We start from the raw sequence: 21,952 nt of genomic DNA on the forward strand, positions 1-21,952 counted from the left end.
CAGGATGAGCGTGCGGCGGGAAGCCGGCGGGGCGGGCGGGCGACGGAAGGTCGAGCCAGACCCCGAGGTACGTGCCGCCATTCTGGCTGCGGCCTCCCGGATCGTCGATGCGGAGGGGGTCGGCGCCCTGGGTGTCGCGAAGGTGCTGGACCGGGCTCAGTTGAGCACCCGCGCGTTCTACCGGCACTTCGGTTCCAAGGACGAACTCGTGTCAGCCCTGTTCCTGGAGATGGCCCGGGCCGAGAGGCTGCGCCTGCGTCAGCGCATGGACACCGCGGCCGACCCGGTCCGGGCGGTGGCAGCCTGGATCGACGCCCGCCTGGACCTGGCGCTCAACGCTCGTACCAGGTCGGACCTGCGCAAGATGTCGCTCGAAGCGCAGGCGCAGATGTCCGCCACACCGGAACTGATCGGACCCGCATACGCCGAGATCCTGCTGCCACTGGTCGAAGAGCTGCGCCGCGGCCGGGACGGCGGACTGTTCCCCGACATCGACCCGGAGACCGAGGGGTTGTCGATCCAGGCCGTTGTGTGGGCCGCTGTCGAACGGCACTGGTCGACCGGCGGTTCCGTTCCCGGCGAGCTGCGCAGCCACGTCCAGCGCTTCTGCCTGCGCGGCCTGGGTGTCGCCCCGGAGACCATCGCCGCGGTGATCGCCGGCGGCACCGGACGGTGACCCGTCCCGGACTGCTCAGTGGCCGAACCTCGCAACGACAAGGAACAGCATGGATCTAGGTCTGGCCGGCGCCGCCGCCGTGGTGACCGGCGGCAGCAAGGGGATGGGGCTGGCGATCGCGACGACGCTGGCCACCGAGGGATCACGTGTCGCGGTGATGGCGCGGAACCGCGCCGCACTGGACGCGGCCACCGACACCCTGCTGGCAGCCGGAGCTCCCGACGCCGTGGGTATCAGCGCCGACATGTCGGACGCCGGTTCCATCGCCGCGGGCTTCGGGCAGGTCAGGCAGCGCTGGGGTCTTCTCAACGCGCTGGTACATACCGTCGGACCCGGCGACGGCTATTTCGAGGACATGACGGACGAGGACTGGGACGCCGCCTTCACGCTGGGCACGATGTCGGGGGTCAGGTCGATCCGGGCAGCGCTGCCGCTGCTGCGGAGCGCGGACTGGGCACGCATCGTCACCCTGTCCGCCCACTCCATCCAGCGCCAGAACCCGAGGATCGTGGCATACACCGCATCGAAGGCCGCGCTGAGCAGCGTCACCAAGAACCTGTCGAAAAGCCTTGCCAAGGATGGGATCCTGGTGAACTGTGTGTGCCCGGGCACCATCGTCACCGCCAGTTTCACCGAGAGCCTCAAGGACGTCCTGGCCGCCGACGGCCTGGATGCGACCGACCCGGTCGACGTCATGACGTGGATCGACGACAACTTTCACCAGCCCTGCGATTTGGGCCGGGCCGGTCTTCCCGAGGAAATCGCCTCGATCACCACGTATCTGGCGTCCCGGCGCAACGGCTATGTCACCGGCGCGACCGTAAACGTCGACGGCGGAAGCGACTTCATCTAGCGCAAAAAGCTGTCGAATGCCGGCCCGCCGATCTAGGCTACCGTTCGACAGCCACCGGGAGGTCGGGCATGCCGACGGTGCGGGGAAGCGCCGAGGACTTCGAAGTCGATCCGGATTGGGCCGACATCTGGTTCGGCGCGGTCCATCCGATGCAGATCGAGGTGCCCCGCTTCCACGAGGCGCTGCAGATGATCGACGAACGGGGCGGCGTCGCGCCGGCGTGGTTCTTCCCGGGCATGCCCTGCTACGTTCTGACCAGCCACGACGACGTCCATCGGGCGTTCCTCGATACCCACACGTTCTCGCCGCGCAAGACCCAGGAAGTCATGACGTTTCCGATCCTGGGCCCGACGTTCCTCGGCTACGAAGGCCGTGAGCACGATCTGCACCGCAACGTGGTTGCCCGACAGTTCACCAAACGCCGTTCCGAAGCCTATGTCCCCACGCTGCTGGAGCCGCAGGCGCACGCCGTCATCGACGGTTTCTGCGCCCGTGGGGACGCCGATCTCATGGGTGAGTTCGGCAAGCAGTATCCGCTGGCCGTGATCGGCGGGCTGCTCGGCATCCCGATCGACGACTGGGACCGGATGTCGGCGTGGGCCAGCGACCTGATTCTGGGCAGCGACCCCGACCATCAGCAACAATCGGCGCGCGCCTTTCGGGAGTTCCTTCTGCCGCATGTCGACAGTCGCCGCGGCCGCCCCGCCGACGACATTCTGTCGCTGCTGGCCAACGGTGAGGTCGACGGCAAAGCGTTGACCCAACAGCAGATCGCCAGCTTCATGCTGTTGCTGTTTCCCGCCGGAGCCGACACCACATGGTTGGGCATCGGCAACATGATGTCGGCCATCCTCACCACGCCGGGTGCCCTGGAAGCGCTCAGTGCCGACCCGGAATTGCGGCACCGGGCTGTCGAGGAAACACTGCGGTGGGCCCCGCCGGTCGCTCTCGTCCCGCGAATCACTGCCCGCGACATCGAAATTCGCGGAGTCGGCATTCCAGCCGACTCGCTCTGCCTCCTCGGGATCGCTGCAGCCAATCGGGATCCGAGCCGGTTCAGGGAGCCAGCGAGCTGGATTCTCGACCGTCGCCCCAACAAACACATCTCCTTTTCATTCGGCGAGCATTTCTGCCTGGGCGCCCACATCGCGCGCGGGGAGATGAGGAGCGCACTCGACGCCATCCTCGACCGCCTGCCCGGGCTCAGGCTCGTCGAAGAGCCGACCTACTGGGGCGCGAGCATCCGCGGCCCAGACGCCCTGCGGGTGACCTTCGACCCCTCCGAACCCGGTCGGCGCGAACGTCGGTAGGTCCCCAACCGGCGGTGTAGCCGCGTCGCTCGGCGGCCCCGGTGGACAAACCGGGGCAATTCTGCCGAAGCGGCCCGGCCGTACGCCGCGTCTTGCAGGATTGACTGAGCGGCACCCCTTCGGCGGGGTGCGTGATCTGCGGCGGTTGGCTCATGAGATTGATGGTCGGCTATCTGGCCACGCCCGGCGGGGCGGACGCCCTGGCGCTGGGCGTCCGGCTGGCCCGCACCCTGAGCGCCGAAGTGGAGATCTGCCTGGTGTTGCCGCACGGCAGCGATCTGGGCGCCGTCGTGGCGACCGGCGGATACGAGGAACAGCTCGGCCATCAGGCCCACGAGTGGCTGGCGGACGCGCTGGACCTGGTGCCCGAGGACATCGTCGCCCACTGCCACGTCAACATCGACGATTCGTTCGCCGAAGGGCTGATCGACGCGGCGGTACAGCTGGAGGCCGTGGCCATCGTGGTGGGCGGGTCGGGCGGTGGCCTGAGCGCCAACTACACGCTGGGACCGGTGGTCAACGAGCTGTTGCACGCCTCACCGGTACCGGTGGTGGTGGCACCGCGGGGAGCCCGCGATTCGAAGATCGACCGGGTCCGCACGGTGACCTGCGCGATCGGCGAACGCGAGGGAGCCGACCTACTGCTCGAGACCGCCTTCCGGGCCAGCGAAGCGGCGGGCACGCCGTTGCGGCTGGTGTCGCTGGTGGCGCTCGATCCGGTACCCGGGGCAATTCGCGGCGACGACGAGGCCGTCCGCCATCGGGCGGTCGAACACGCATTTCAGACCCTGGACGCCGCGAAAAAGGCTCTGCGAAAAGGTTTCCCGGTCACCGCGAACGTCGCCGACGGCGGCACCGTCGAGCAGGCGGTGAAGAAGCTCGATTGGCACGACGGCGACCTGATCATGGTCGGCTCGAGCCGCCTCGGCACCGCGCGACGGACCTTTCTCGGTTCGACCGCGGCGAAGATGCTGCGAGCGCTCGACGTACCGATGGTGGTGGTGCCCAAGGCGGAGATCGCCACCGGCCACATCCCGCAGTGATGTCCCGCCCGCCGGCGGCGCGGGGGCCACCGGGCCGGACGGGTTCGTCGCGCCGCATCCAGATAAAGTGCGCCTTATGGCCGACGAAACGATGGCGGGATTCCCCCCACCGCCCGAGTCGGTGGCGACGCTGGAGAACTGGCAGCAACCACCCTTCAACCGGTGGGCCTTCCAGCATCTGCGCGAGCTCATCCCCACCCAGCGCATCGCCCCGGGCCCCGAGAAATCCGCGCTGGCGTACCACGCGAACCCACCCGACCTCGACGGCATCGCCGTGACGCGGATCGGCGAGGGCCCGCCCACCGTGGGTGCGGTACTGGCCGACAGCTGGACCGACGCCGTCATCATCGTGCACGACGGCCAGGTCGTCCTCGAGCGCTATCTCGGCGAGATGCGAGCCGATACGCCACATCTGTTGATGTCGGTGTCGAAGTCGATCGTGAGCTGTGTCTGCGGAAACCTCGTGGCACAGGGCCTGCTGGACCCCGACGCGCCCGTCACCCGGTACGTGGCCGAGTTCGCCGACTCCGGCTACGACGGGGCGACGGTGCGCAACCTGCTGGACATGCGCACCGGCGTCGCGTTCAGCGAGGAGTACGAGAACCCCCAGGCCGGGGTCCGCGTCATCGAGCGGCACATGGGCTGGCGTCGCCGCACGGACGAGAACGGGAATGTCGGCATGTACGCCTACCTGGCCTCGCTGCCCTCCGACGGGCCGCACGGCGGGCCGTTCGTCTACCGCTCGGCGGATACCGATGCACTGGGCTGGGTGTGTGAGCGGGCCGCCGGGGTTCGGATGGCCGATCTGGTGTCCAGCCTGATCTGGGCCCCGATGGGCGCCGAGTTCGACGCCGAGGTCACCTGCGACCCCCTCGGATCCGCGGTGCACGACGGCGGGATCAACGCCACCGCACGCGACATGGCCCGCTTCGGCATGATGCTGATCGACGACGGCCGGGTGGGGGAGCGGGCCGTGGTGCCCGAGGGCTGGCTGCAGCAGGCCCGCCACATCGACGCCGACATTCGCGGCGCCTTCTCCGGCTCCGACTCCGAGCCCGTCCTTCCCGGCGGCTGGTACCGCAACCAGTTCTGGTTCGTCCCCGGCCCGTCCGGCGACATCCAGCTGTGCCTCGGCATCAACGGCCAGATGGTCTTCGTCGACCACGAAACCCGCACGGTCGCGGTGAAGTTGTCGTCCTGGCCCACCGCCCAGGACGCCGCCTATCTGATCGACACCATCCGGGCGTTCGGCGCGGTCGGCCGCCACCTGGCCGGGTTGGGACCGGTCGGTGGAGTGGCCTCACCCCACCCGTCCGGACCGGCCGGGGTCGTCGAAGGATCCGAACGCGGGCACGGGCGCCCCGGAGCTATTTGACGTAGCCGATCGGCACGACCGTCGGTGTCTCGGGCAGCTTTTCGCTGACATACTGCGACCGGATCCCGTCGATGTAGCGGCGGCAGCGCTGGGTGAGCCCTTCGGAGGTCTGCATCCGGCCCTTGGTGACCAGGACGCCGAGATCGGCGCCCTTGAAGCGGTAGTCGCCCGGCCCGTAGACGCGCAGGAAGAAGCACTCGTCCTCGTGGGTGACGTCGTGCCAGTCCTTGGTGACACCGGCGAACCGCAGCGATCCGTCGTCCTCGAGGTGCCAGGTGCCGGTGCGCGGCACCTCCAGCAGTCGCTCGACGGAGTCCACGGTCTCCTTCATGATCAGCTGCGCCCACACGTCCACTGCCGCCAGATCGCGCCAGCGTTCGTTGATCTCGCCGATGTCCAGCTCGTAGTCGACGTCCATGAACTCCAGCAGGTGGAACAGGAACAGCGGAATGTCGGCGTAGGCGCCCGCGGTCACGTTGGTCATCGACGACGCCCCGGAGATGCGCGGGTTCAGCTCGCCGAGATAGACCTCGTCGGAGTCGAGGTCGACGAGCACGTCGACCTCGAAGAAGCCCCGATAACCCTCCTGGCGCAACCGATCACCCAGCCGGCGGACGTGTTCGATCGCGACGGCGCGGTGCTGCTCGCTGAGGGCCTCCGGAAACAGGTCGTTGCCGCACCAGCCGCCCTTGTACGGGGTGAGCTCGGGATAGCCGGTCAGGTCTGTCATGAACGGCCCGACGACCGTCCCGTGCCGGGTGTTGACGGCCTCCACCGCCGCGGCGCGGTTGTTGATGCGCTTCATGATCTTGAGTTCCTCGCCGACCATGTGCTCGGCGTTGCGCCGCCAGTCGTCTTCTTCCTTGATGAAGAAGGTGGTCTTGCCCGAGTCGCCGTAGGGGGTCTGGACGACGAGGTCGGAGCCCAGGCCCGCGGCGCTGGCCTGCGCGGACAACTCGGCGTAACTGTCGGCGCGTCCGAGGACGTTGGGTACCGACGGAGCACCCGCCTCCTCGCCGAGTCGGGTCGTGACGATCTTGGAGTCCAGATGCCGGCGCAGCGAGTCCGGCGGCAGGATCAGGTTGTAGCCGAGCTCCGCGCAGATCTCCTCGGTCTCCTCGTCGAAGAACACCATCGCGATCATCGGCGCCATCCCCGAGGCCTCCGAACGAGCCGCGATGTGCGCCTGCACCTCGGGGTCGCGCAGCAGGTAGTTGTTGATCTCCTCGCTGCTCTCGAACTCGACGTAGGGCTTGTGTTTCGGGGTGAACACCAGCGGGTGGGCACCGTCCCAGGAGTCGTAGTAGACCAGGTAGCGGAAGTTGCGCACCCAACGGTCGATGCCCAGCAGGTTGAACGCGGTCGGCCCGACGAAGAAGATCGGGGACACGTTGGTCCGGAAGAAGCCGCGGATCTCCGAGATCGTCCGCAGTGTCTTGCGCGACGGCCCACTCGCACCGGCAACCTGGCTCTTTGGCCCCATCACCACCGCCTCTCGGGGGTATCGTCGCATAGTCAACGACGGTCGTCCATGCCCGGCAAGGGGTCTGGGCTCACCGGCCGGGACAACCCGGCTGGGCCGTCGTCGTTGCTGGTCTGAAAGGGGCTGTCGGCCATGGCATCACACCCACTGGAACCTCTGAATGCCGAGGAGTTCAGCCGCACCGCCCAGATACTGCGCCGCGACGGCCACGTCACCGACACCTTCCGCTTCGCGTCGATCGAACTGCTGGAACCGCCCAAGCAGCAGGTGCTGGCGTGGCGGGCCGGCGACCCGGTGCCGCGGCAGTCCTTCGCGGTGGTGTGGAACCGTTCGGACAACAAGACCTACGAAGCGATCGTCGATCTGACCGGCGACACCGTCGTCTCGGTCGAGCACATCCCCGACGTCACGCCGAACTTCACCGTCGACGAGTTCCACGACGTGGACGAGGCGCTGCGCCGGCATCCGGACGTCATCGCCAAGCTGCGGGACCGCGGCATCACCGACATGAGCCTGGTCATCGTCGACGTCTGGACCTACGGCAAGGCGCTCATGCCCGAGAAGTACCGCGACCGTCGGCTGGGCTGGGCCGACCTGTGGGTCCGCGAGACGCCCGACGGCAACCCGTACGCCCACCCGGTCCCGGGGCTGAAGCTCATCGTGGACATGAACACCAACGAACTGCTCGACATCGACGACGGCTACGACGTCGGAATGCCTGCGGTGCAGGGCGAATACGTGCCCGGGCCGTGGAAGGGCGAGCAGCGCACCGACCTCAAGCCCCTGCACATCACCCAGCCCGAGGGCGGATCTTTCACGATCGACGGCACCGAGCTGCGGTGGCAGAACTGGTCGATGCGGCTCGGCTTCAACTACCGCGAGGGCCCGGTGATCTATCAGGTGGCCTACGACGACCACGGGGTGCGGCGCGAAATCGCCTACCGGATGTCGTTCGCCGAGATGGTGGTGCCCTACCGCGACCCAACCTTCGACCACTACCGCAGGACCGCCTACGACATCGGCGAGTGGGGCCTGGGTTTCATGACCACCTCGCTGGAACTCGGATGCGACTGCCTGGGCGAGATCACCTATGTGGATGCCGTACTGCACGATTCGACCGGTGCGCCGTACGACATCAAGAACGCGATCTGCCTGCACGAAGAGGACAACGCCGTGCTCTGGAAGCACGTCGACCCCGCGACCGGTGCCGAAGTACGCCGGCAACGACGCATGGTGGTGTCCTGCCACGTCACCGTCGCCAACTACGAGTACCTCGTCTACTGGCGCTTCTATCAGGACGGCAACATCGAGTGCGAGGTGCGGGCGACCGGCATCATGGTCACCACGCCGTACGCCGAGGGTGCGGACGCACCGCCGTACGGGACGGTGGTCGACACCCGCACCTACGCACCGTTCCATCAGCATTTCCTGGTCGCCCGACTGGATCTCGACGTCGACGGCTCGGCGAACACGGTCGTCGAGGTCGACTCGGTCGCGCCCCCGGTGTCCGCGGAGAATCCCTACGGTCTTGCGCTCGTCACCCAATCCACCCCGATCACGTCGGAGTCGTCATCGGCCCGCGACTACAACTGGGAGACCCAGCGTGGGTGGAAGGTGATGAATCCGGACAAGCAGAACCGCCACGGCACCCCGGTCGCCTACAAGCTGGTGCCCGGTGCCGCGTTCCCGGCGATGATGGATCCCTCGACGCCGCAATACCTTCGGGCCCCGGTGATCGGCCACACGCTGTGGGTGACGCAGCACGACGACGACGAGCGCTGGCCGTGTGGCAAATACCCCACCCAGTCCACCGTCGACACCGGATTGACCGAGTGGATCAAGGACGACGCGCCACTGGAGTACGCCGACGTCGTGCTCTGGTACGTGTTCGGCATCCACCACATCACCCGGGTGGAGGAGTGGCCGATCATGCCCGTCGACACGGTGTCGTTCTGGCTCAAGCCGTTCGGGTTCTTCGATCAGAACCCGTCGATCGACGTCGCACCGACGCCGAAGGCCGACGGCGGCGCCTGCCACACCACGGCCTGACCCCGGGGCAGGCGGGGCACCGCCCGGCGGCTACGGCTCGTCGACGACGAGGACCGGCGTGTCCTTGCGCAGCGTCTGTCCACGGAAGAACGCCGGCTGGCGGGCCCGCATGATCAGCATGAACACCAGGCCGACCACGATCAGCCCGAGACCGAGGATCAGCACCAGGCCGACACCGCCGATGCTGGCGCCGCTGCCGTAGTCCGGTGAGGCGCTGTCCCGGATCGTCACCAGGAAGACCCCGAGCAGACCCAGTCCGCCGAGCAACGGGAACAGGAACTTGAACACCACGCTCTGGATGTTCTTGAACAGTTCGTGGCGGAAGAACCAGATGCAGGCGAACGCGGTCAGGCCGTAGTAGAAGCAGATCATGATGCCCAGCGAGTAGATGGTGTCGGTGAGCACGTTTTCGCTGGTGAACGTCAGGATCGAGTAGAACAGTGCCGCGCCGACGCCGGCGGCCAGCGTTGCGAAGGACGGGGTGAGGAAGCGCGGGTGGATGGTGGCGAAGCGCTCGGGGAACGCCTTGTAGGTGCCCATCGCCAGCATGGTGCGCGACGTCGGCAGGAACGTGGTGATCAGGCTCGCCGCGCTGGAGGCCAGCACGGCCAGGAACAGGAACAGGTGCAGCGGGCCGCCCATCACCGGTTCGGCCAGCGCCCCGAACACGTTGTCGGCGATCTCCTCGTTGCCCAGCCCCAGGCCCTCGGCGCCGACCCCTGCGTACATCTGGGTGGCGACGGCCACCAACAGGTAGGTCAGCAGGATCGACAGCACGCACAGCAGCGCGGCCCGGCCCGGGGTCTTGTCGGAGTCCTTGGTCTCCTCGTTGACGGTCAGTGCGGTGTCCCAGCCCCAGAACGCGAAGATCGACCCGGACAGGCCCGCGATGAACGCCGACAGCGTCAGACCGGCGGGGCTGAACCAGTCCCAGCTGAACGATATACCGGTCGGCGAGGAACCGGCCTTGGCGAAGGCCATCACGGTGAACACCAACAGCACCAGCATCTGGAACCCGACCAGGAAGAACTGGACATGTTCGGTGGTGGTGATGCCCCGGTAGGCGACCGCGGTCGCGATGGCCAGGAAGGCCAGGCAGGTCAGGACGTTGATCGGTTTGTTCTCCCACAGTCCGGCGATGGACTCGCTGTTGAACAGGTCGCCGATGAATTGATAGAAGAACTGCACGGCGACGCCGGCCAGGTTGGAGAGCACGATGACGGTCGCGAGCACCGCCGCCCAGCCACCGAGCCAGCCGACATAGGGCCCGAACGCCTTGGTGGTCCAGGTGAACGACGTTCCGCAGTCCGGTGCGACCTTGTTGAGTTCGCGGTAGGCGTATGCGGCGAAGAACATCGGCAGGAACCCGGCGATGATGACCACCGCCATCTTGCTCTCGGCCTCGGCGACCAGAATGCCGATCGTCGCCGTCAACGCATAGGCCGGGGCCACCGACGAGATGCCGAGGACGGTACCGCCGAGTAACCCGACGGCGTTGTGGGACAGTCCCTTGTCCTGAAGATCAACCTCAGGGCGGTGGAGCGGGTCGTGCGCCTCGATCTGCATGATGACCTCACCGGATCGGTATGGGATTTTGCCCAAGCTAACCACGGTTTCACCAGCTAAGCAGCGGTTTCCGGGCACCTCGCCGGTGTCGGGAATCGCGCCGGGCCGCGGTTGGCAGCGAATGCACAGCAGCCGCGACTGGTCTCGGGAGGCGCCCGGCGTGCAGCATCGAGCGGCAGGTGTCACAGCGACATCGAGACACCTGGGAGGTGCGCCATGAATGACCGACACAGCTGCGCCGGCTGCCACCGACGTCCGCGCCTAGTCGATTCCGTACTGTGTGTGACCTGCGGATTCTCGACCATCGAAGCGTCCGAGGCGCGCTGGAATCAGCAGGCTCGTCCCGGCCCGGTGGCCGGTGCGCTCCCGTCGCGGCGATACGGCGCCACAGCGTACGGGACCTGACATGTCGGCGACCACGGGTCGATCTATCAACGATCTTTGAACCTGTTGTACGCCAATATCTTTCACGGTCAGATCCGAACCGTCAGGTGGCTGTGGGGCCGTGGCGGTGGCCGGAGCCGGCGATGCCGCCGGACCGCACCACCACCGCCTGCCTGAAGCGAGGCTGAAGGAAACCCGGCTGAGGCGCCCGACTTCAGGTTCGCTTCAGGTAACCCCGCGAACGTCGACTCCGTAAGTACCCAACAGGCGCCGCGGGAAGACCTGATGTCTGCATCGCAAACCCAGCGGTCGTCGACGAAAGGAGAGTTCGATCATGACCGCAGTTGACACGACCACAGTCACGTTTGACACCCGCTCGACCGCCGCGCAACGGCCCACCGCGCGCGGGGCCCACCTGCCCGCGACCGCGCGGCGGTACCTCGTGGAAGCGATCGGGACGCTGGTTCTGGTCTTCACCGTCGGGGCCAGCGTTCGCAGTGGCAGCATCCTGGCGCCGCTGGCCATCGGGGCGGTGCTGATGGCGATGATCTACGCCGGCGGCCACATCTCGGGAGCCCACTACAACCCGGCGGTCACGGTCGCCGCGCTGGCGCGCGGCCGGATCGACGCGCGCGAAGCGATCGGCTACTGGATCGCCCAGTTCGCCGGGGGGTTGGTCGGCGCCGGCGCCGTGTCGGCCGTCGTGCCGGCCGGAGAAACCGCGGCGCTGGGCCTGTCCGGCCACGCCCTGATGGGCGCGGTCGTCGCCGAGCTGCTGTTCACCTTCGTCCTGTGCTACGTCGTGCTGAATGTCGCCACCAGCAAGGACCACCCCGACAACTCGTTCTATGGGCTGGCCATCGGCTTCACCGTGGCGGCCGGCGCAGTCGCCGTCGGCGGCGTCTCGGGTGCGGCGTTCAACCCCGCGGTGGTTCTCGGCGGCGCCGCGTTGGGTTTGTTCACGCTGCCGATGTTGCCGGTGTACTTCGCGGCCCAGATCGTCGCCGGCGTCGCCGCGGGTATGGCGTTCCGGGCACTGAATCCCGACGACAAGTAAGGACCGAAGCGGTTCGCAGCGCGCGGCCCTCCTCTCAACCGGGCACCGGAGAGAGGAGGGCCGCCTGCTGAACGCTGTAAACCGCGGCCGACAGATCGTAGAATCCGCCGCAGAACACCTGTCCGAGCTATCGCGGAGGTGGTACGGGCGTGGCTCCTCATCCCGATGACGTCTACCCGTGGTCTACCGGTCGATCCAGGCGCAGCGCCCTTCGCGATCTGGGCGCACTCGCGGCGCTGGCCGTGACCGGGTCGACTCTCGCCTGCTCCCGGCGTGGACAGAACGGTGAAGATTCGGCGCCGGCGCCGGCGGCCGGCGCCAGCCTGTTCGAGGCCGACGTCGCCCGGGCCGCCCGAGAGCTCATCGATGTCACCCCGGACGACCAGCGGGCCAGACTGGTGATGGCCTTCGACAGTGAATCCCGCACCCGCGGGCAGGACCGGAGCCAGACCGAAGCCTTCTGCGCGGTGCTGCAATGGTGTCCGCTGGGGTGGGGAATCACGATCGGTGCGATGACGACACCGCAACGCACGGCGGCGCACGCCCTGCTGAATCGGGCGATGTCGCCGGGCGGGTACCAAGCTCTGCTTGCCGTCCTGAACCGCAACCGCGTCATCGGCGAAATGGAGGACGTCGGGGACGGGGGAGTCATCCGCCGGATTCTGGACACCGATCCGACCGCGAGCGGCGCACAATCGGTGTTCGATGTCGCGCAGAACCCGGACCCGTCCAAGCCGTGGTACCCGGTCGTGGGCGGCGCGAAAGAGTTCCTGGGGTCGGGCATGGCCATCGATTGGAGCTGGGGCCTACCGCCCGGCCTACAGGCGCGATACGACCAGTTCTCCAACTACACGATCGGGATCTTCGGAAACCCCGGCGACGACGCCTGGGCCATTCGGTTCGAAGGGCATCACATCACCGTGAACCTGACGTTCCAGAAGAACGACGACGGTCGGGTCGACGTGCATTCCACGCCGATGTTCTTCGGCTCGTTCCCGATGATCATTCCCGAGTCCCCGTTCGGAACCGAGGACAAGGACAAGCAATGGCACTGGACCACGGGCCAGGTGCTGATGCTGGGTGTCGTTCACCACCTTCGCGAATTCTGGCGCAATGTCCCGGAGGCGGCGCGCAGTGCGGCGTTCATCGGCGCGGACCTGATGGAGCAGGCGCCGCCGCTGGTGCTCGACACACCGGCCTCCTCGATGATCGCGGCGCTGTCACCCACCGTCGATCGGCAAGCGATCGCCGCGTACCCACACATCGAGGTCAGCGCCGCCGAGTTGGGTGAACCCGCGTTGTGGAATCTGCGCCAAGCGTTTGCCTTCTACACGGGAGCGATGAATCCCACCATCGGCCCGGACTATCTGGCCCGCTTCGACAATGCGGTCGACGGCGGAGCGAAGTTCACCCTGTCCTGGGCCGGAGAGCAGCTGGATGAGATCGGTTCACATCACTACACCTACGCCGTGGTGGATGATCTCCTGCTGGAAGTCCTTCAGAGCAACCAGTTTTCGGTGCAGCACGACCCGGAGGTCACGGGCAACCATCTGCACACCATGCTGCGCGATCTGAGCTTCGACTGGGACGACCCGATGCGTCGGCATCATCAGGGCGATCACACGACGACGCACCAGGGTTGACCCGCGGGTCAACCGACCGGCAGCGACAGCCGGAAGGTGGCCCCGTCGCGACTGGACAGGCACTCCAACGACCCGTGGTGGGCCTCGGCGAGTCCGCGGGCGATCGGCAGTCCGAGCCCGGCGCCACCGGAGTCCTGGTCCCTGGCGTCGTCGAGGCGGACAAGTCGGTCGAATATCCGTTCCCGGTCGCCCTCGGCGATGCCCGGACCGGTATCGCTGACCGTGACTTGTGCCGTGTCGTCCACCTTTTCGACGTGAACGGTGATCTGGCCCGCCGGCGGTGTATGGCGGCGGGCGTTGTCGAGCAGATTGGACAGAATCTGCGCGACCCTGGTCGGATCGGCGTCGACGTAGAGCTCTGGATCGCCGGTACGCCGGACGGTGACCTCCGGCGCCAGCATCGCCGTGCGATCCACTTCGTCGGTGGCGATTCGCCCGAGGTCGGTGTGTTCCGGACGCAGGCTGAGACCGGCGTCGATGCGGGCGATGTCGAGCAGGTCGTGGACCAGCCGCGCGGCCCGTCGGGTTTCGCCGGCCAGCAACTCGGCGTACCGCCGCGTCCGCGCCCGCGAAGGGTCCGCACCGTCGGGCGCATCGGACCGTTTGGTGGCAGAGGCGATGAGCTGGTCGGCGACCGCCTGGATGCCCGCCAGCGGGGTACGCAGCTCGTGGGCGGCGTCGGAGAGAAAGCGTCGGCTCTGCGCTTCGGCCCGGCGTGCGACCGCCGCGGCGTCATTGGCGTTCTGCTCGGCGGACTCCAGCGCATCGAGCATGCGGTCGAACGCCTCGGCGGCGTGTCCGAGTTCTGTCCCCGGGCGGTCGGGATGCAGCCGGCGGCCCCGATCGCCGAGCGTGATGCCGTCGGCGGTCGCAGTCAGGCGCTGCAGCGGAGACAGCGCCCGCCCGGCTGCGAACCGCACCGCCAGCGCCGCCACCACGAGCGTCACGATCGCCCCGATCAGCATGTTCCGCCGCACCGTGGCCCGCGTCCGGCTGACGCCGCTGGTGTCGGCCTGGATGGTCAGCAGCGAGCCGTCGGACAGCAGGCCGGTCACCTTGAGGCTCGGAAGGTCACCCCAGGGCATCGGTGTCTGCCCCGCGACGTCTATCGGGGCGGGCGTGGGTAGCGGATGGGGATGTTCTGGCGCCGGAACGATGTCGGGATCGCCGTAGCGGGTGCCGTCGGCGCCGATCAGCTGGACCCGGAAATCGGGCTCCTGAAGAACGTCGACCAGTTCCTGCGGGCTGAGCCCCGCCTCGACCAGGGCCGGCGCATCGTAGAAGAGGTCGGCCAACTCGTCATCGAGGTCGTCGGTGAGGCGCGCACCGAATACGGTGTCGAACGCGAACCCCACCAGGATCAACAGCACGGCGATCAGCCCGACCGCGGCGACGGTGACCCGGCGGCGCAACGACGGGGTCGGCGTGGTCTGCCGGCTCATTGTTCACTCGCCGAGAGCCGATAGCCGATTCCCCGCACGGTGTGCAGCACCCGCGGGCCATGGGCCTCCAGTTTGCGCCGCAGTGCGCTGATGTACACCTCGACGAGGTTGGGGTCATAGGCGTCGTACCCCCACACCGCGGCGAGGATCTGGTCCTTGCTGACCACCCGGCCGCGCTGATCGGCCAGATAGCCCAGCAGCCGAAGTTCGGTGGCGGTCAGATCCAACACCACCCCGGCGCGGCTCGCGGTCGACGCGTCGACGTCGAGTACCAGGTCGCCGAGTTGGATGGCCGATGAGACCCGGCCCCGGCGTCGCAACACCGCCGCCACCCGCGACAGCAACTCGGCCATCTCGAACGGTTTGACCAGGTAGTCGTCGGCTCCACTGTCGAGCCCCCGCAACCGGTCCGCCAACCCGTCGCGCGCCGTCAGCAGCACGATTCCGGCATCACCGTAGCCGCGCACCACATCGATCAACTCGAACCCGTCGCGACCCGGCAGCATCACGTCGAGCACGACGACGTCCGGGCGGAATGCCGCCAGCACGTCTTCGAGTCCGCCGCCGTGAGTTCGGCCGCCGCTGACGTAGCCGGTGTCGGCGAGCGCCTCGACGACCATCTCGCGGATCGTGACCGAGTCCTCGACGACGAGCACCCGCGGGGGACCGATGTCTTTGCCGGGTTTGGTGGACACATCCGCCATTGTCCCCGTCGATACCTGAAGTGAGGCTGAAAGAAGCCAACTCACCGTGGCCGGCTTCAGGTTCCCTTCAGCCGCCCGGGCGAGTGTTCACCTCGTAGGAACCAAACCGGTCGCCGAAGATCCGTTGTGCTGCATCCGATCCTCCGGCGACCACCACGAAAAGGAGTAATCCCATCATGGCCAAGAAGACCTACCTCACCGCAGTGGTCGCCGGCGGATTCTGCGCGCTGTCGCTGGCTGTCGCTCCGATGGCGTCTGCGGCGCAGACCGCCCCGACCTGCTCGCACGTGGGCGGCCAGACGACGCTGTGTCAGTCCAACGGCAGTGCCAGCCTGCGGACTTCGCCGGAAATCAGGGCCAACGGCTGGTCCCCGTCCTGGTACGGATACGGCGGGTACCACCGCCGGTGACCTGCACGGCGTGCAGGTTCGCACCTCGTTGATGTTCGATTGTCCTGCCCCACAGGAGATCATGGCTTCGCCAGGCGGCTCCACGCTCCGACCTCCGAACGCCCGATCACCGTCGCCGAGGTCTCTCGGACCTCGTGAATCAGTCGCTGTGTCAGCGTGTCTCGTCCGACCTCGGACGCGGTGGCCACGCCCGTCGCTTCCATCGCAGGCAGCAGCGTCTCGACGATGTCGACGAGCGCCTCCAGCCAGACCTCGGCGGTATCTCCTGATCCGATGAAAGTCCGCATCGTCAGCGTCGGTACCGGGAAGCCGGCCTCGGTGAAGGCGCCGTGCAGTCGGTCGGCCATGTTCCAGGACGTGTGCATGCGGTCCAGCGTGTCGAGCACCCATCGACAGCAGCGGTCGTAGGTCGGCGCCGGGGGAGAGGATCGGATGGCGCGCCAGTCCGGTTCGTGGAAGACGATGACGCCGCCGGGCGCCAGGTGCCGGGCAAGGTGACGAAGCATTGCCGCGGGATCGGGCTGGAAGGTCAGGACATAGCGGCCGACGATCGCATCGAACGATTGGTCGAAGGTCAGCTCGGCGGGGTCACCCAACCGGAAGCCGACGATCTCGGACAGGCCCCGCGCCGCGGCGGCGGCCGAAGCCGCGTCCACGGCGGTTGCCGCCGTGTCCGTTCCGAGCACCTCACCGCCGGGCATCGTGAGCGCCGAGGCGAGGAACGCGACATCGCCGGCACCGCTACCCACATCCAGCACCCTCATCCCCGGTGCCAGACCGGCCGATGTGAGGTACTCCCGGGTAGTGGGGGCGAGCAGGGCCGCCTGGCGCCGCAACCGGCCCAGCTCGTGATCCGAGTGGCCCAGTACATAGTCGGGTTCGTCCATGTGGCAACCCCTGCCTGCTGGTCCGCACGATGAGCTACCGCCCTGACTGGGCAGATATGCTAACCCTCGCGCGCTCGCGTCCGTCGCGACGACACTGCCCGCGCGCGCCGCCCGCCGTCCCCGTAGGGTCTGTGGCGGATGGCGGTTCAGGTTCTGTTTGTGTTGGCGGGGGCGGCGCTTCTGGCGTTCGCATCGGATCAGCTCGTCATCGGCGCGAGCCGGCTTGCCGCCGCCGCGCGGATGGCGCCGATCGCCATCGGCATCCTGGTTCTCGGATTCGGCACCAGCGCCCCGGAGCTGGTGACGTCCGCCTCGGCGGCGGTGCGCGGCGAAACGGATGTGGCGGTCGGCAACGTCCTCGGATCGAGCATCGCCAACCTGACGCTGGTGCTCGGCGTGGCCTGCCTCTACCGGCCGCTTCGGGTCAGCAGGCGGGCACTGTGGCGGGAGGCGCCGATCGCGATCGTCGCCGCCTGCGCCTTTCTGATCGCGCTGTATCTCGGTTTCGGGCGCCTGCTGGGAGCGGCGCTGCTCGCCGGTGCGGGCCTGTTCGTCTGGCGCGCCCTGACCGTGCCCGACGACACGACCACCTCGGACGCCGGCGAGGTGTTCGACGACGGTCGACACCACCCGTTGCGCCCGGAGGCCGCACGCACGCTGCTCGGGCTGGCCGGGACGATCGGCGGCGCTCAGTTGCTGCTGCTCGGCGCGCTGGGCATAGCGGACTCGTGGGGAATCTCCGAGGCGTTCGCCGGCCTGACGCTGGTCGCGCTCGGCACCTCGCTTCCCGAGGTCGTGACGGTTCTTCAGGCCGCCCGGCGCGACGAAGCCGATCTGGTGGCCGGCAACCTGTTCGGCAGCAACGTCTTCAACTTCCTCGTCGTCGGCGGTGTTGCGGCGCTCGTCGCGACCGCACCCACCGAGCCGACCCCGCTGATGGTCGGGGCGGGAGCGCTCGCCATCGGCGTCTCGGGCCTGGCCTGGTTGCTGAGCGCCAACGGAGGGCGGCTGAACCGCTGGGAGGGCGGTGTGTTGTTGGCCGTCTACCTGGTCGCGATCCCGCTCCTGTACTGAACCGGTCGACCCGACCTCACGCGTCGCCGGCGATCCAGGCTTTCGCCGCGTCGGTCTGCCCGGCCGGGAAATGCTTGATCTTCGCGGAGACGAAGTGCGAAGCCAGGTGCTCGCCGAGATCGCCGACCGGCGAGTCGGTGACGACGGCGACCTTCTTGACGTGCTTCTGATGATCGCGGACGAAGCGCAGATGGCTGACCAGGGCGCCGAAACTGTCCCAGCCGGGGAACTTCGGCGCGTCGAGGATCAGCCCGGCGAGATCACCCGACGTCTCGATCTGCGGGTCGATGGCCTTGGCCAGTTCGACGAAGTCGCTTTTGTCCAGCGGCGCCTCCGGCTGCACCAGTACCACTGAGTTCGCGGCGTCCACGTCGACGTCGATCATGACAACCTCCCAGCTAGATCACCTGTGGCCACCTGATCGGATGCGCCACCGCCAGTATGGGTCTACAGAAATGCGCATCCGTAGGGCACAACGTCACCCGGCCCGACAGGAAGCTCAGGTGCTCACGAACTGTGTGTTGCGCTCGGCGCCGATTCACCGCCGGGACCCTTGCCCTTGAACTGGCTCATGTACAGCGCGTGGTAGAAGCCTGCGGCGGCCATCAGATCGTCGTGCCCCGCCATCCCGACGATCTCGCCGCCGTTGAGCACCATGATGCGGCTCGAGCTGCGGATCGTCGCCAACCGGTGCGCGATGGAGAAGCTCGTCTTGTTCTCCATCAGCCTGCGCCTACCGTCCTGGATGAGCTTCTCGGTGCGGGTGTCGACGTTGGAGGCCGGACTATGTCCGACGCCACGGTGATGCTCGCGTCCCCGGTCCTACACCGTGGATGGCTACAAGCTCGGCCAGTGGGTTGGACGGCAACTCCGCAACCCCTCCAACGGTACCCTCGACGCTGAAACGCTGACCTCCAACATCGACTCCAGGGCATCTCCGGCTGGACCTGGGACCCCTTCGCCGACCAGCGGGAGGAGGGGTTCCAGCACCTCCTGGACTACGTCGAACGCTACGGTCACGCCCGCGTCGCGCAGTCCTGCGTGGTCAACGGCTACCCGCTCGGTACGTGGGTCGGTACGCAACGCGCGTTTCACACCAAAGGCGGGCTTGACGCCGACCGCGAACGCCGACTCCAGGAGCTGCCCGGCTGGACATGGAAGGCATCGTCATCGGAATAGGCCGAGCTGGCTGGCCGGTCGCAGCAGCGTAATTCATGACCCGGGCCGGTGATCTCGCACAGGGCGTTTAGCGACGGCAATCGTGCTCTGCGCGAAGGGAATTCATCCCGCGTGCGTGATGCTGGCGCGGGCCCGGTCGATCTGGTCGTAGGCGTAGGTCGCCATCGCGGCGGTGGTCATCGTCTTGCCCTTGCGGGCGAACGATTCGTAAACCTGGTCGCCGAGAACCTCGCGCAGGTGGGCGATCGCGGTGCCGAGCTCGGGGACCCACGCTGCGGTGAGGGGATCGAACGCGAATCCGGCGACGGTGGCCGCCGGTTCGTGGCATCCGAGCCGGTCGAGAAACGTGGCGAGGATAGCTAGAGGGACACGAATCGTGGTGGTGTCGCCCGAGTCGTGGTAGTTGCGGATTGACAAAGCGAAGTAATCGAGTGCGGCCGACGGGTCGCCGTGGGCGGCTTCGAGGCGGCACAGGCTGGCTGCCAGATGCGACTCGTTGGCCCGGTTGCCGCTGTCTTGGGCGATGACCAGGCCCCGGCGCGTGTCCTCCAGCGCGCGGCTGGGATCGGTGTCGCGGCGGGCGAAGCCCTGGGCCAAGAGCGCGTAGGAGAGCGCATGCGGATTGCGGGCCTCTTCTGCGGCATCGATCAGACCGGTCGCGGCGGCCATCGCCTCGTCAAAAGACCCGGCGATGGCCAGGCACAGGACCAGGGATGCCCTGGTGAGCGTGTGAGTGTCGCGACCGCGTGCGAGCTGGGTGCGGCACCATTCGGCCGCCCGTTCAGGCTGGCCGATGAACACATACGCACCACCAAGCTTTTCCTCAACGCCCTCAACGCCGAACGGCACCTCGTAGCAGCCAGCGCTCATTACCATCTCACCGGCATTGCTGTAGCGGACGGCGTCATCGGTCCTACCAGCCAGGTAGCACTGCGACGCGACCACATACAAGGCCGCGAGCCGGGGATGGTCGACGGCGCGGGCGGGTCCGATAAGTTCTTCGGCCCAGGCGATCGGCTCGTAATTTTCGACCATTACGCCGAGGAACGCCGCGTACGTGGCGATGACGGCGGCGGCATCGTCGAGGTCGCCGTGGTCGGCGGCCCACCGGAACGCGGCGCGTAGGTTGGCCAGCTCGGCGGTGAACCAGTCGTAGGCTTCGCGTTGTCGGGGGCTGTCCCACAGGGCCAGGATGTCGGCTTCCCGTCCGGCGAAATGTTGGGCATGCGCCGTCCGGACCTCGGTGGCCGCCCCCCCCCGCGACGAGTTGCTCCTCGGCGAAATCGCGGATCGTCTCCAACATGGAAAACCGGGTCCGCCCAGAGGACCGGTCAGCGACCAGCAGCGACTTACGCACCAGGGCATCGAGTAGATCCAGCACGGCGAAGTCGTCGTGGTCATCGGTTCCCGCTACCGCGCAAGCACTTTGGAGGTCGAATCCGCCCGCGAACACCGAACACCGTGTCAACAGCGACTTTTCGGCGTCGTCGAGCAGGTCATAGGACCACCCCACCGCGTGGCGCAGCGTGTGGTGGTGGTGCAGCCCGCGCCGGGAGCCGACCAGCAGCCGGAACCGCTGATCGAGACGATCCCGCACCTCAATCGCGGTCATCGACGCCATCCGCGAGGCGGCCAGCTCGATGGCCAGCGGGATGCCGTCGAGGCGGCGGCAGATCTCCACCACCGCACCCGCCTCCTCGGGCGTGGCCAGCGAGAAGCGCGGGGCCACACTGCGGGCACGGTCCACGAACAAGCTCACCGCCACCGAATCGAATCCTCTACCGAGGTCCAGCGCTGGCACCGGCCACACTTGCTCATCGGCGACCCCCAACCCTTCACGGCTGGTGGCCAAGACCTTCACCGTCGCCGACTGGGTGAGGATGGCCTCGATGAGATCGGCGGCGGCATCCAGCACGTGTTCGCAGTTGTCGAACACCAGCAACCGGATTCGGCCCTCCAACGCCGTCGCCACCGACTCACCCACGCTCTTGCCCGGCTGCTGGGTGATGCCTAACAAGGCGGCCACCGCATCAGGCACCGCCGCCGGATCGGCGACCGCCGCCAGCTCGAAAACCCAGACACCGTCGGGGAACTCCTCAGCCAGGTGCGTGGCGACTTCCAGGGCCAGGCGTGTTTTGCCGACCCCTCCGACGCCGGTCAACGTCACCAACTGACATTCGCGCAGCGCCGCTGTCACCTCAGCGAGATCTGATTCGCGCCCAATGAAGCTGGTTTTCTGAGGCCGCAGGTTCCCCGGACCCGCATCCAGTGCCCGCAGGGGTGGGAAGTCTGTCTTCAGCCCGGGCGCTTGAACCTGGAACACCTGTACCGGGGTGGGTAGATCCCGCAGCCGCCGCGGCCCCAAATCCAGCAGGTCCACTCCGCTGAGCAGTCCCGCCGTCGAGTCGGCGAGCAGGACTTGACCGCCGTGACCGGCGGCCATCACCCGCGCCGCACGATTCAAGACCGCCCCGAAATAATCGGCCCCGCGCAGTTCGGCCTCCCCGGTTGCGATGCCCATCCGCACCGGCAACTCCAGCGCCCGCTGCGCGGCCACCGCCGCATCCACCGCCCCCTGCGGCGAGGTGAACGCGGCGCATATCCCGTCGCCGGTGTGCTTGAACACCCAGCCTCCGCGCGCCTCAATCGCCGCACACAGAACCTGGTCGTGGGCGGCCAGCGCCGCCCGCATCGCCTCGGCATCGTCCTCCCACCGACGGGTCGACCCCTCCACATCGGTGAACAGAAACGTCACCACCCCCGAAGGCGGCACCGCCGGATCAGCGGACACCCACCCAGAATGGCACACCGGACCCG

General features: G+C 67.7%; 20 protein-coding genes. 11 read left to right on the forward strand and 9 right to left on the reverse strand.

The features are described from left to right. Positions 1-4 precede the first annotated feature (4 nt). The 5 genes from JDV09_RS21150 to JDV09_RS21170 all read left to right on the forward strand — a co-directional run bounded on the left by JDV09_RS21150 (position 5) and on the right by JDV09_RS21170 (position 5,257). On the forward strand, positions 5-676 hold the full coding sequence (locus JDV09_RS21150; protein WP_221371100.1) for a TetR/AcrR family transcriptional regulator: 672 nt from the start codon (positions 5-7) through the stop codon (positions 674-676). A 49-nt stretch (positions 677-725) separates the two neighbouring features. Then, complete coding sequence (locus JDV09_RS21155; protein WP_221371101.1) at positions 726-1,529, forward strand: SDR family NAD(P)-dependent oxidoreductase; 804 nt, start codon at positions 726-728, stop codon at positions 1,527-1,529. 68 nt (positions 1,530-1,597) lie between these two features. Further along, a complete protein-coding gene (locus tag JDV09_RS21160; protein WP_221371102.1) occupies positions 1,598-2,839 on the forward strand; it encodes a cytochrome P450 in 1,242 nt (413 codons plus the stop codon). Between the two features lie 152 nt (positions 2,840-2,991). After that, on the forward strand, positions 2,992-3,882 hold the full coding sequence (locus JDV09_RS21165) for a universal stress protein (RefSeq protein WP_221371103.1): 891 nt from the start codon (positions 2,992-2,994) through the stop codon (positions 3,880-3,882). A gap of 76 nt (positions 3,883-3,958) precedes the next feature. Continuing rightward, positions 3,959-5,257, forward strand: coding sequence for a serine hydrolase domain-containing protein (locus JDV09_RS21170; RefSeq protein WP_255605752.1), 1,299 nt, complete (start codon positions 3,959-3,961; stop codon positions 5,255-5,257). Here JDV09_RS21170 and JDV09_RS21175 read toward each other — a convergent pair. Further along, positions 5,250-6,740: a biotin carboxylase gene (locus JDV09_RS21175; protein ID WP_221371104.1), complete on the reverse strand. Its 1,491-nt coding sequence runs from the start codon at positions 6,738-6,740 to the stop codon at positions 5,250-5,252. The two genes, JDV09_RS21170 and JDV09_RS21175, sit on opposite strands and share 8 nt — an antisense overlap. 132 nt (positions 6,741-6,872) lie before the next feature. On the opposite strand from JDV09_RS21175, the gene JDV09_RS21180 reads away from it, so the two are divergent. Further along, the gene (locus JDV09_RS21180) at positions 6,873-8,789 is read left to right on the forward strand and encodes a primary-amine oxidase (RefSeq protein WP_221371105.1); all 1,917 of its coding nucleotides are present in this window, start codon (positions 6,873-6,875) and stop codon (positions 8,787-8,789) included. Between the two features lie 30 nt (positions 8,790-8,819). Here JDV09_RS21180 and JDV09_RS21185 read toward each other — a convergent pair whose 3' ends face one another. Beyond that, positions 8,820-10,355, reverse strand: coding sequence for an APC family permease (locus JDV09_RS21185; protein WP_221371136.1), 1,536 nt, complete (start codon positions 10,353-10,355; stop codon positions 8,820-8,822). A 718-nt stretch (positions 10,356-11,073) separates the two neighbouring features. Between JDV09_RS21185 and JDV09_RS21190 the strand changes: the two genes are divergently transcribed. Next, entirely contained in the window at positions 11,074-11,796 is a 723-nt protein-coding gene (locus JDV09_RS21190; protein ID WP_221371106.1) for an MIP/aquaporin family protein, read from the forward strand. A 149-nt stretch (positions 11,797-11,945) separates the two neighbouring features. Then, the gene (locus JDV09_RS21195) at positions 11,946-13,439 is read left to right on the forward strand and encodes a DUF3500 domain-containing protein (protein ID WP_221371107.1); all 1,494 of its coding nucleotides are present in this window, start codon (positions 11,946-11,948) and stop codon (positions 13,437-13,439) included. An 8-nt stretch (positions 13,440-13,447) separates the two neighbouring features. On the opposite strand, the gene JDV09_RS21200 is transcribed toward JDV09_RS21195, so the two are convergent. Together JDV09_RS21200 and JDV09_RS21205 are read right to left on the reverse strand one after the other, a co-directional pair. Beyond that, complete coding sequence (locus tag JDV09_RS21200) at positions 13,448-14,881, reverse strand: sensor histidine kinase (RefSeq protein WP_221371108.1); 1,434 nt, start codon at positions 14,879-14,881, stop codon at positions 13,448-13,450. Continuing rightward, positions 14,878-15,576 carry a response regulator transcription factor gene (locus tag JDV09_RS21205; RefSeq protein WP_308124193.1) on the reverse strand — a complete coding sequence of 233 codons (699 nt, stop codon included), beginning with the start codon at positions 15,574-15,576 and terminating at the stop codon, positions 14,878-14,880. The genes JDV09_RS21200 and JDV09_RS21205 overlap by 4 nt, the downstream gene beginning before the upstream one ends. A 185-nt stretch (positions 15,577-15,761) precedes the next feature. Here JDV09_RS21205 and JDV09_RS21210 point away from each other — a divergent pair, with 185 nt between their 5' ends. Beyond that, positions 15,762-15,995 (forward strand): hypothetical protein, encoded by a 234-nt coding sequence (locus JDV09_RS21210; protein ID WP_255605753.1) that lies wholly within the window; start codon positions 15,762-15,764, stop codon positions 15,993-15,995. Between the two features lie 59 nt (positions 15,996-16,054). Here the strand turns inward: JDV09_RS21210 and JDV09_RS21215 are convergent, their stop codons facing one another. Further along, positions 16,055-16,882, reverse strand: a complete 828-nt coding sequence (locus tag JDV09_RS21215; RefSeq protein ID WP_221371110.1) for a class I SAM-dependent methyltransferase — start codon at positions 16,880-16,882, stop codon at positions 16,055-16,057. A gap of 138 nt (positions 16,883-17,020) precedes the next feature. Between JDV09_RS21215 and JDV09_RS21220 the strand changes: the two genes are divergently transcribed. Continuing rightward, a complete protein-coding gene (locus tag JDV09_RS21220; RefSeq protein WP_221371111.1) occupies positions 17,021-17,956 on the forward strand; it encodes a calcium/sodium antiporter in 936 nt (311 codons plus the stop codon). Between the two features lie 16 nt (positions 17,957-17,972). Here JDV09_RS21220 and JDV09_RS21225 read toward each other — a convergent pair whose 3' ends face one another. After that, positions 17,973-18,341, reverse strand: a complete 369-nt coding sequence (locus JDV09_RS21225) for a SpoIIAA family protein (RefSeq protein ID WP_221371112.1) — start codon at positions 18,339-18,341, stop codon at positions 17,973-17,975. Positions 18,342-18,463: 122 nt separating this feature from the next. Continuing rightward, the gene (locus JDV09_RS21230; RefSeq protein ID WP_221371113.1) at positions 18,464-18,679 is read right to left on the reverse strand and encodes a hypothetical protein; all 216 of its coding nucleotides are present in this window, start codon (positions 18,677-18,679) and stop codon (positions 18,464-18,466) included. Positions 18,680-18,889: 210 nt separating this feature from the next. Between JDV09_RS21230 and JDV09_RS27550 the strand changes: the two genes are divergently transcribed. Beyond that, positions 18,890-19,135 carry a helicase associated domain-containing protein gene (locus JDV09_RS27550; RefSeq protein ID WP_221371138.1) on the forward strand — a complete coding sequence of 82 codons (246 nt, stop codon included), beginning with the start codon at positions 18,890-18,892 and terminating at the stop codon, positions 19,133-19,135. A 102-nt stretch (positions 19,136-19,237) separates the two neighbouring features. Here JDV09_RS27550 and JDV09_RS27335 read toward each other — a convergent pair whose 3' ends face one another. Beyond that, positions 19,238-20,005: a hypothetical protein gene (locus JDV09_RS27335; protein WP_308124194.1), complete on the reverse strand. Its 768-nt coding sequence runs from the start codon at positions 20,003-20,005 to the stop codon at positions 19,238-19,240. Between the two features lie 43 nt (positions 20,006-20,048). Next, the gene (locus tag JDV09_RS21240; protein ID WP_308124195.1) at positions 20,049-21,926 is read right to left on the reverse strand and encodes an ATP-binding protein; all 1,878 of its coding nucleotides are present in this window, start codon (positions 21,924-21,926) and stop codon (positions 20,049-20,051) included. Positions 21,927-21,952 lie beyond the last annotated feature (26 nt).

Source organism: Mycolicibacterium xanthum, assembly GCF_019710635.1.
Lineage (GTDB): Bacteria > Actinomycetota > Actinomycetes > Mycobacteriales > Mycobacteriaceae > Mycobacterium > Mycobacterium xanthum.

Excerpts from the sequence above, each read along its gene's own strand:
- JDV09_RS21210 (WP_255605753.1), top strand. The coding sequence starts at position 15,762 with ATGGCCAAGAAGACCTACCTCACCGCAGTGGTCGCCGGCGGATTCTGC.
- JDV09_RS21165 (WP_221371103.1), top strand. The coding sequence starts at position 2,992 with ATGAGATTGATGGTCGGCTATCTGGCCACGCCCGGCGGGGCGGACGCC.
- JDV09_RS21225 (WP_221371112.1), bottom strand. The coding sequence starts at position 18,341 with ATGATCGACGTCGACGTGGACGCCGCGAACTCAGTGGTACTGGTGCAG.
- JDV09_RS21155 (WP_221371101.1), top strand. The coding sequence starts at position 726 with ATGGATCTAGGTCTGGCCGGCGCCGCCGCCGTGGTGACCGGCGGCAGC.
- JDV09_RS21230 (WP_221371113.1), bottom strand. The coding sequence starts at position 18,679 with ATGGAGAACAAGACGAGCTTCTCCATCGCGCACCGGTTGGCGACGATC.
- JDV09_RS21175 (WP_221371104.1), bottom strand. The coding sequence starts at position 6,740 with ATGGGGCCAAAGAGCCAGGTTGCCGGTGCGAGTGGGCCGTCGCGCAAG.
- JDV09_RS21170 (WP_255605752.1), top strand. The coding sequence starts at position 3,959 with ATGGCCGACGAAACGATGGCGGGATTCCCCCCACCGCCCGAGTCGGTG.
- JDV09_RS21200 (WP_221371108.1), bottom strand. The coding sequence starts at position 14,881 with ATGAGCCGGCAGACCACGCCGACCCCGTCGTTGCGCCGCCGGGTCACC.
- JDV09_RS21220 (WP_221371111.1), top strand. The coding sequence starts at position 17,021 with ATGGCGGTTCAGGTTCTGTTTGTGTTGGCGGGGGCGGCGCTTCTGGCG.
- JDV09_RS21190 (WP_221371106.1), top strand. The coding sequence starts at position 11,074 with ATGACCGCAGTTGACACGACCACAGTCACGTTTGACACCCGCTCGACC.
- JDV09_RS21215 (WP_221371110.1), bottom strand. The coding sequence starts at position 16,882 with ATGGACGAACCCGACTATGTACTGGGCCACTCGGATCACGAGCTGGGC.
- JDV09_RS21180 (WP_221371105.1), top strand. The coding sequence starts at position 6,873 with ATGGCATCACACCCACTGGAACCTCTGAATGCCGAGGAGTTCAGCCGC.
- JDV09_RS21150 (WP_221371100.1), top strand. The coding sequence starts at position 5 with ATGAGCGTGCGGCGGGAAGCCGGCGGGGCGGGCGGGCGACGGAAGGTC.
- JDV09_RS21160 (WP_221371102.1), top strand. The coding sequence starts at position 1,598 with ATGCCGACGGTGCGGGGAAGCGCCGAGGACTTCGAAGTCGATCCGGAT.
- JDV09_RS21185 (WP_221371136.1), bottom strand. The coding sequence starts at position 10,355 with ATGCAGATCGAGGCGCACGACCCGCTCCACCGCCCTGAGGTTGATCTT.
- JDV09_RS27335 (WP_308124194.1), bottom strand. The coding sequence starts at position 20,005 with ATGAGCGCTGGCTGCTACGAGGTGCCGTTCGGCGTTGAGGGCGTTGAG.